The following is a 9,810-nucleotide window of genomic DNA, read 5'->3' as shown; positions in this document are numbered from 1 at the left end:
TCAGTTTGTCTGGAGATTCAGTTGATACTGATAATGAGACTCAAGTTGATCTTTGCCAAAACCCATCATTAGATGTAACCAAAACTCTGATCTCTAATGATGATGAGTTAGGTGGGGATTTAAGCTTCGAAATCGCAGTTGAGAATACAGGTAATGTGACCTTGTATGACATCTATGTAGAAGATGAAACTACTGGTGACAATTGGACTATTGCTGAACTAGCACCTCAAGGAGTAGAAACATTCACAGTGAATGTTACCATTACTCAGGAAATGATTGAAGGAGAGTGTTATGAAAACACTGCTTTCGCTGAAGCTAGAGAATATATCGACGGTCAGGAAGTGCCTGGATCAGATAATCAGCAGCAAGAATATGTTGTAATAGCAAGAGATATGGATTCTGCTAAAGATTGCTTTACTCAAATGCCAGAAATTGCGGTTGTGAAATCTGCAGAGGTAATAAGTGAAGATGATTGCTACGACACTGGAGATACAGTAATCTATACATTCGTGGTAACTAACACTGGAAATATTACATTGGAGAATGTGGTAATTGATGAGACTCATCACTTTACTGGAACTGGTACACTAGGAGCAGTAAGCTTTGTTAACAGCAGCATGGGAAGTGTGGAAGGAACGTTGAAACCAGGAGAATCTGCTGAGTACACTGCGGAATATGTTATTACTCAAGAGGATACTGACGCTAGGTTTATCAATAACCAAGCAGAGGTGACAGCTTCTTATGGTGATGGAATGACTGTTGATGATTTGTCTGGAGATTCAGTTGATACTGATAATGAAACTCAGGTTGATTTGTGTCAGCAACCAGATATTGCGGTTGTGAAATCTGCAGAGGTAATAAGTGAAGATGATTGCTACGACACTGGAGATACAGTAATCTATACATTCGTGGTAACTAACACTGGAAATGTGACTCTTAGCAACGTGGCTGTGGATGAGACACAGTTCACGGGATCAGGAACTTTGGGAGCGATCACATTTGTAAGCAGCAGCATGTCGAGTGCAGTTGGAACGTTGAAGCCTGGAGAAACAGCTACATATACAGCTACTTATGAAGTGACTCAGATTGATACTGATTTAGGATATATCAATAATCAAGCTGAGGCTAGTGGAATGATCGGAGAAATTACTGTAGATGATCTTTCTGGAAATAGCAATGACGTTGATAATGAAACTCAAGTTGACTTGTGTCAGCAACCAGATATTGCGATTTTAAAATCTGACAATGGTTCTGAAGTTGATGCTGCAGGTGATGTCATCACATATACGTTGACAGTGACGAACACAGGCAATGTGACATTGAATAATGTGATGGTAACAGATCCATTGACAGGATTAGATCAGAATGTTGGAACCTTGGCTCCGGGAGCATCCACAGCTGTAAATACAGACTATGTGGTGACTCAGGCAGATATGGATGCAGGTTCAATATTGAATACTGCACTTACTACAGGGGATGCTCCAGGTGAAGATGATCCAAGTGATGATGATCAGGTAGAAACACCAGTGATTCAGTTGCCGGCGATCCAGATAGTTAAATCTGACAATGGAGCTGAGATTGATGCAGCTGGTGAGGTGATTTCCTATACTCTGACAGTGACCAATACAGGTAATGTTACTTTAAACAATGTAATGGTGACAGATCCATTGACTGGATTGGATCAGAATGTTGGAACATTGTCTCCTGGAGCTTCTACAGCTGTGAATACAGATTATGAAGTAACTCAGGCAGATATGGATGCTGGTTCAATCTTGAACACAGCACTTACTACAGGAGATGGTCCTGGTGATGATGATCCAAATGATGAGGACGAAGTAGAAACACCAGTAGTTAGACTACCTAATATTTCACTTGATAAAACTGTTGATCTAAATTCAGTTAGTAAAGAGGGAATAGTTTTGAACTATACATTAGAAGTGACCAATACCGGTAATGTAACTTTATCAAGCGGTAACCTAGTGGATCCTAAAACTGGACTTTCTCTTCCAGAAATTACTTTAGCAGTTGGTGAGACGAAATCATTCTCAACTACCTATACAGTGACTTTGGAAGATATCCTAAGTGGGGAGCCAATCTTGAACATTGCTACTGTCAACGCAATAGATGTTCTTTCAGGAACACAGGTAAGTGCGCAGAGTCAGGCCGTTGTTAATATAGATCTGACACCAGGTATTGAGATTGTGAAGACTGCTGATAAAGACGAAGTGTTTGAGGAAGGAGAGGTTGTAACATATACTCTGTCGGTAACAAATACAGGAACTGCTCCTTTGGTAGATGTTACAGTAGAAGATCCTATGACTGGATTTGAAACTCAAATAGAGCTGTTGTTGCCTGGTGAAACCAAAGCGTTTGAGACAACTTATACTGTTACGATAGATGATATCGCAGGTCAGCAACCGCTAGTGAATGTGGCCTCTGCGACTGGAGATTCGATTAGAGGTGAAGAAGTTAGTGATACAGATGATGCTACTGTGAATATTGGTTGTATCGACGGAACATTGATAACAGGTATTGTTTACAATGATATGACTGGGGAACCATTGGCAGGTGTGCCTGTGACGTTGATTCCTCAGGAATCTACCCCTGGAGATATCTTGATCTTAGTGACAGGAGCAGATGGTCGATATACATTTAAGGATTTTGCCCCTGGACAGTATCTAGTTCAGGTACAAGATGCCAATTTGAATGCTGCTAGAGGATTGTATCCAGTAGAGAGCTCACTATTCTTTACTCTAATAGAGGAGTGCGAGTATCAAACTCATGACTACGCTTATGAAACATATGATGGTGTTGTTCTAGGAGACTTCGTTTGGTTTGACTTGAACGGCGATGGAATCCAGAATGAGTGGTTTGATGCTGATAACGATGGTCAAGTAACTCAGAATCCAATCAACACTACTCCTATTAATATTAGAGATTGGGAATGGTTTGATTTGAATGGTGACGGAAGATACGATGGACCTGAAAATGAAGGTGAGTTGAACAAAGCTGGATTCGGTAATGATCAAAGTGCAAACATCTTTATCACCGGCCCTAATGGATATACGGATGATGTGATTATCGGAATCCTTGGATACTGGAGATCTAGACCAGAAGCTGGATTAGGAGAATACACTGCTACTATTGAAGTAGATGAATTCTTAAGTCAGCAAGCAGTATTCATTAGAGATACAGGTTTAATTAAAGTCTTGCCTGATGCAGGTGCTAGAACTACTGGCATAAATGAAGGTATCAGATTTGAAACAAGATGTGGAGTAACAACAGATAACTCTCATACAAGAACTGCTACAGCATCTGAAGTTGTATTCCTTGATATGGACTTTGGTATCAGATGTCTTGAAGCTGAAGTAAAAATCATTGCAAATGATGATGACTTCGGAACCTACTTCTTAAGCTATGGTGGTTTACTAGGTAATATCCTTGAAAACGATCTGCTTGAAGGTCAGCGTCCTGATCCAGCTGATGTGGACTTCGAATTCACAGAACTTGACGGAATCGTAGGTCTATTGATCGATGAAAACGGAGAGTTGAGCTTGATCCCAGGAGTAAATGAAGCAAGAGAGTATACTTTGAAATATACGCTTCGTGAGACTGCCTTCCCTGATAATCAAGATGATGCATTTGTGGTCTTCAGATTGCAAAATGATCAAGTGAACCTTGGTGTGACGAAGACATCATTTGAAGCTGAAATCTTCGAGGGTGATGAGTTTGAATACGAAATCGTCATCACAAACGGTGATACTCCTGCTTCCAATGTGATGGTCACTGATAACCTACCATCAGGAGTGACTTACATCAGTAATTCGGTGACTGAAAACAGTACCAATGCAACTGTAACCGATAATGTGTCCGGAAGTGCAATTACTTGGACGATCTCGGCATTGGCTCCAGAAGCAAGCATAACGATAAGAGTGAAAGTGAAAGCAGGTGCTGCAGGTTCTATTACAAATACAGTGGTAGTCGGAGCAGATGAAGATGATACAGACGAGTCCAATAATCAGGACGACGATGTGAATACCATCTTACCGTTCCATATTCCGAATGTGATCACTCCTAATAATGACGGAGACAATGACACCTTCGAGATCCAGGGTCTAGGTAAGTTTGTGAGCAACGAAATCACAATCTTCAACAGATATGGAGACCATGTTCTTGAAGAGGAAAACTATCAAAATGACTGGAATGCCCCAGGACAAGTGGCAGGAACTTACTTCTACGTATTGACTGCGGTCGATAGTTCAGGTGAAACCCATGAGTTCAAAGGCTGGATCCAGGTAATTAAAGATTAATCAAGAAGCGATATGAAAACGACTTTTAAAATCATTGGAATGACCTTCCTGGTGGCCTTACTGGCCACCGGGGGGACTTTTGGCCAACAGCTTCCGCAGTTCAGCCAGTACATTTTCAACGGGTTGCACATCAATCCGGGTTATGCGGGTTACAAGGGCGAGCCCTATATCCAGAGCACGTACCGCAGCCAGTGGATCAATTTTCCGGGAGCGCCTGAGACGTTCACGGTGACGGCTGATTTGGCGGCGAACGAGGGAACGATGGGCTTTGGGGTGAGTTTTATGAGCGACAATCTGGGTCCTGCGAAGACGACCGGAGGTCTGTTGACGTATGCTTATCGAATCCAGACGGGAGCGAAGAGCTGGCTGGGTCTTGGAGTGAGTGCTGGTTTCAGCCAGTATTCGATAGACGGGAGCATGCTGGATCCGAACGATTATCCTGACAGCGAGATACCCGACGGACGTATCAACCTGATGACCCCGAACCTGAACACGGGTTTGTTTTTCCATACGGACCGATTTTATGCGGGCTTCAGTATGTACAACATGGTAGGGAGCAAGGCTTTGGAGAAAGAGGATGTTGCGCTGGCCTATCATGATTTTCACTATTACCTGACCGCGGGTGTGATGATCCCCTTCTCCGATCAGGTACAGTTCAAGCCGAGCTTCCTGATCAAGGAAGTGAAGGGAGCCCCGACGAACTACGATCTGAACGCGATGTTTCTGTTTTACGACAGGATCTGGCTTGGAGGAAGTTACCGGAGCAACGTAAAGATCTGGAACGACAACCTTGCCGAGAACCTGAACAACCGGAACGCGGTGGCGGCGATCATCGAGATTTTTGCGACGGACCGTCTGAGACTGGGTTATGCGTATGACCATAACCTGAACGTACTGAGCAACTACAAGAACAACTCCCATGAGCTGTCAGTAGGCTTCTACATGACCCCTAGAAAAGCAGCAATGAAAAACCAAAGATGGTTCTGATTATGAAAAAGACATTGACGATATTGAGTATAGCCGCGGCAATGACACTGGTAACAGTGGGAACCACGGAGGCACAGAAGAGCAAGATACGCTATGCCGACGAGCAGATGGAGCTGATGAACTACCAGCATGCGGTGGAAGTGTATCAGGAAGCCTATGCGAAGAAGCCGACGTATGAGGCGGCAAAGAAGACGGCGCAGGCCTATGAAGTCCTGCGTGACTATGACAACAGCTATGACTGGTGGAAGACGACGGTATCGGAATACGATGAGGCTACACCGGGAGACTATATGCAGCTGTTGCGGTATGGTCAGCTGACCGACCAGCTATCCGAGGCGAAGAGCATTCTGGAGAGCAAGGGAGTGAGCGGGGACAGCATTCAGGTGGAAGAGCTTCTGAATGTTCAGAGCAGGCGAAAGCTGAAGGTGGAAGGCGTGGAAGGACTGAACTCCAGCGGCTCAGACTTTGAGATGGCCGTGGACGGCTCGGGCAACAGGTACTTTGTTTCCGACCGTGGCGGGACTTATCCGAGCAAGATGCCGAGCCTTCGAATCGACGGAAGAAACAAGATTTTCAGTGAAGAGAAACAGGATTATACCGACCGGGAATATTTTTCGGTGTATAAGCAGGATACAGAAGGGAATGTGAGTGAAGTGGTATCGAATATCCCGGACACCTACAATTTTTCCGACCCGAGCTTTGCCAAGGAATCGGGGATGCTTTTTTACTCGGTGACCCGAGGGATCACGAAAGTGAAGAAGACCCGTGACATCGTGGTACAGCCGGAGATCTATTACAGCAAGGTGAACGAAGACGGTACGCTGACGGGCTTTACAGCTGTCCCGTTCAACGATTCGATCGGCTATGCGGTGATGAATCCCTATGTGGACGAGGCGGCAAAAAGACTTTACTTCACCTCGGATATGCCGGGCGGCATGGGCGGCACCGACCTGTACTATTCAGAATACGACGAGAACATGACCTTCGGGACCCCGGTGAACCTGGGCTCCCCGGTGAACACCCCGGGCAACGAATCCCATGCGTTCCGCAAAGAGGATAAGTTCTACTTCAGCTCCACGGGCCACAAAGGCATGGGAGGCATGGATATCTTCATGGCCGACTACAGTGCCACGGGGATGAGCAATGTGATGAACATGGGTTCACCTGTCAACTCGCTGGCAGATGATTTTGCCTACCGTGAGGTGGAGAGGGAAGGAAAAGAGGAAGTGTACCTGTCCTCGAACAGAAAAGGGGGCATGGGACTGGATGATATTTACAGTGTGGCAGAGGTTTACAAGCAGTTTCTGGCACGTGTGATCGACTGCGAAGGACTGGTGATCGGTGACAGCTACCTGGCCACCTTAAGGGACAAGACCCATAACGGGGATGTGCAGACAAGCAGAAACTCCAAAGGGGAGCTGACGGCCGAACTGGAGCCGGACAGCGACTTCGGGATCAAGATCTCCAAGCCGGGTTACTTCAGTATCACCGATGAGGATATCAGCACGAAGGGCTTTGAGGGGGACACGTTGAAGCGAGAGTATAAGCTGATCCCGATTCCTTACCAGTTGCCGGTGTATGTGGACATTGTGTACTACGACCTGGACAAGTACCAGATCAGGGAAGATGCGAAACCGGTACTGGACAAGCTGGGCGAGCTGATGAACCGCTACGAGTTCCTGGATTTACTGGTGGGCTCCCACACAGACTCCAGGGCGAGTGACGAATACAACATTACGCTGTCCAACAACCGTGCGGAGGCCGTGACCGAATACATGGCCCAGTACAACATCCCTGCGGAGCGTATCCGTCTGGAATGGTTCGGGGAGCAGCAGCTGGTCAATGACTGTGGGGACGGGGTACCGTGTCCGGAGACGGATCACCAGCTGAACAGGCGATCGGAACTGGTACTGGAGGCGTTTTCGGACCCGAGCAAGCAGTATGAGATTCCCGAGGAGTTGAAGGACAAGGACTTCTGTGACCCGGAGGACCTGTTCACGCAAATCCAGGACGAGATTGCCCAGATCCCGACGATTTACTTTGACTTTGACAAGAGCATGTTGAGAAGTGTTCACAAGAAGGAGCTGGAGCGTACCGCGATCATGCTGAAGCGTATGCCGAACCTGATGCTGTACATCGAGGGGCATACCGACCAGCGAGGTGATGATGCATACAACCAGAGCCTGTCAGAAAGAAGAGCGGATGCGGTGAAGGCCTATCTGACCAAGCGTGGCATTGAAGGGGAGCGAATGGAAGAGACCTGGTTCGGGGAGACCAAACCGGTGAACGACTGCAGTGAACTGGACTGTACCTCTGCGATGCACCAGCTGAACAGAAGGACCGAACTCAGGGTGGGCAAGTCCCAGTTTACCTACTCAGGCAGACAAAAGAAAGTCGATGTGATGTAGAAGAGTCTAAAACACAAATAAAACCCGGATCTTATTTATTTAAAATCCGGGTTTTTTGTTTTTAAGTAACATTATTCCTAATTGAAAAAGTCTCTTATATAGAAGAGGTTTTAAAGAAATTGATTTTCATTTTTATAGATAGGTAATCATCTTTTTTTCGGCTTGTCACGAATTTTAAATTTCATGGAATTTGAATAGTGGTAGTTTCATCAACCTTTTAGGTATTGGAAAGTTTTGTTTCGGCCTATTCTCCAAAACATTTGTTTAGGGAGATATTCTCAAAATTTGTTGGTGAAGACAATTAGAAATTTCCTTAAGGTGGGTTAGAAAATTTTAAACGAATGAACTCAGAATATATACTGAAAAAAGTAGTTAATCACATTGAGCTTTTATTTTATATAAAATAAAGCTTGATATTCATTGATCTCTTTTTCTTCGATAATTTATACTAAAAAAGAAAATACTTAAAGAAGTAATCAAATTCATTATTCTTTCGGGAGTTTTTTATATAGAATTTTCTATTTTAGTGAGTTATTGACCGAAAGTCATAGCCTTTAAAACTGAATTTTGAATTCAAGTCAATGAATTCTTTAAAAAGTTAGTGCTAATTATCTACTCCCAGAATATATAGAAAACTACTACTGAGCTATTTTTATGAATCTTTTTAAAAGCAGATATTTCTGTGCTTTGATTTTTAGCTGCTTCAGCTATCTAGTTGGTGTTGGTAACGTATTTTCCCAAACAGGTCCAGGGGGGGTGTCAGGTTCAAATCTTTGGCTGAAAGCAAATTCTGGAACCACTACTTCAGGGAGTAATTTAACTGGTTGGACCGATCAAACAGGAATAAATAATTTTGTGATTAGCGGAACTCCTCAATTTGTATCGCAGCAACTGAATTATAACCCTGTTATTAAATTCAATAATTCTGATGACTCAGGTCTACCAGATAATGGGCTAGTTGGCTCAACTCAAATCACGGCTGTTGAGGTAATTGGTGTATTTAAATACAATAGCTTATTAAATCAAGGGGCTGTTTTGGGATCTACCACTAGTTCCTCTGTTGTCTTTAGTTCCCTACTCAACGGAACCATATTTGGTACCGACCCATTGAATAGCCAGACTTACACCAATTCTGAATTTGAAAAAAATTTCTCCATTAATACCGTTGACCTTGCACCAAGCATTGCGAATGCATATATCAATGGATTAGCTACCAATGTATCCCAAAATGCGGGTTCTGATTTTACATCTATCTCACTTAATGCGCCAATCATTGGTGGGGCAGGCAGCAACAATTGGAAACAAATGCAGGGAGATTTGGCAGAACTGATTGTATTTCCGAATTCATTATCAGCAGGAGATCGATCCAAAATCCATTCTTATTTAGCTGTCAAATATGGGATTACCCTTGATCCATCTATTGGAAGTTATACCAATTCCGCAGGATCGGTAATTTGGGATGAAACTACCTATTGGAATGATGTTTTTGGGATAGGTTTGGATAATGAGAGTGGATTGAATCAACCTTCATCAAATAGTACAAACACAGGTAGTGGAAGTGGTACGGGCCAAACAGGAAAAGCAAATTTAATTTTAGGCAGTCCCTCCTCTTTGGATAATGGAGACTTTTTAATGATTGGTAATAATGGGGCTTCATTAATAGAACAAACTAATGATTTACCTATAAGCCTTTCCAATAATTTGAGAATTTCCAGGGAATGGAAAGTAAAAAAAACAGGAGATGTAGGAACTTTTCATTTAGGTATAGACATCAATGGTCTGTCTCTAACTGGAAATCAAAAGTCAGATTTTAAATTAATAATCGACGAAGATGGGGATGGTGATTTCAAAACTGGTTTAGTGCAAGAAATTACTCCAACACTGTTTTCAAACAATCTCCTAAGTTTTTTTGCAGTCACCATACCTGATGGAGCTGTTTTTACCTTGGTAACAGGACAGCAACAACCCTCTTGGATTTTAACCAAATCCTCTACCCAAAAATCTTTCTCATCGGCATCCGAAACTCTCAATTACACCCTGATTTTGGAGAATACTGGAAATGTGCCGATTTCCTCAGTCACTCTAACAGATTCGAAAGTCAATTT

The 9,810-nt window shown here is 43.7% G+C and carries 4 protein-coding genes (1 of these 4 cut by a window edge); all 4 read left to right on the top strand.

Going from position 1 to position 9,810, the window contains the following annotated elements; all coding sequences use genetic code 11:
- On the top strand, window positions 1-4,310 hold a 4,310-nt coding region (locus ALPR1_RS20465), incomplete at its 5' end, for a DUF7507 domain-containing protein (RefSeq protein ID WP_161599243.1).
- Between the two features lie 12 nt (window positions 4,311-4,322).
- Window positions 4,323-5,297: a PorP/SprF family type IX secretion system membrane protein gene (locus ALPR1_RS20120; RefSeq protein ID WP_008203452.1), complete on the top strand. Its 975-nt coding sequence runs from the start codon at window positions 4,323-4,325 to the stop codon at window positions 5,295-5,297.
- 2 nt (window positions 5,298-5,299) lie between these two features.
- On the top strand, window positions 5,300-7,705 hold the full coding sequence (locus ALPR1_RS20115; RefSeq protein WP_237701603.1) for an OmpA family protein: 2,406 nt from the start codon (window positions 5,300-5,302) through the stop codon (window positions 7,703-7,705).
- Window positions 7,706-8,359: 654 nt separating this feature from the next.
- Window positions 8,360-9,810: the start of a T9SS C-terminal target domain-containing protein gene (locus ALPR1_RS20870; RefSeq protein WP_008203451.1), read on the top strand. 26,899 nt of this gene lie beyond the right edge of the window; 1,451 of the gene's 28,350 nt are visible here — the first part of the coding sequence; it begins with the start codon at window positions 8,360-8,362; its stop codon lies beyond the right edge, outside the window.

The organism is Algoriphagus machipongonensis, assembly GCF_000166275.1.
Lineage (GTDB): Bacteria > Bacteroidota > Bacteroidia > Cytophagales > Cyclobacteriaceae > Algoriphagus > Algoriphagus machipongonensis.
Note: the sequence above shows the minus strand (reverse complement) of the source record. Positions and strands in the feature narration are given on the sequence as shown.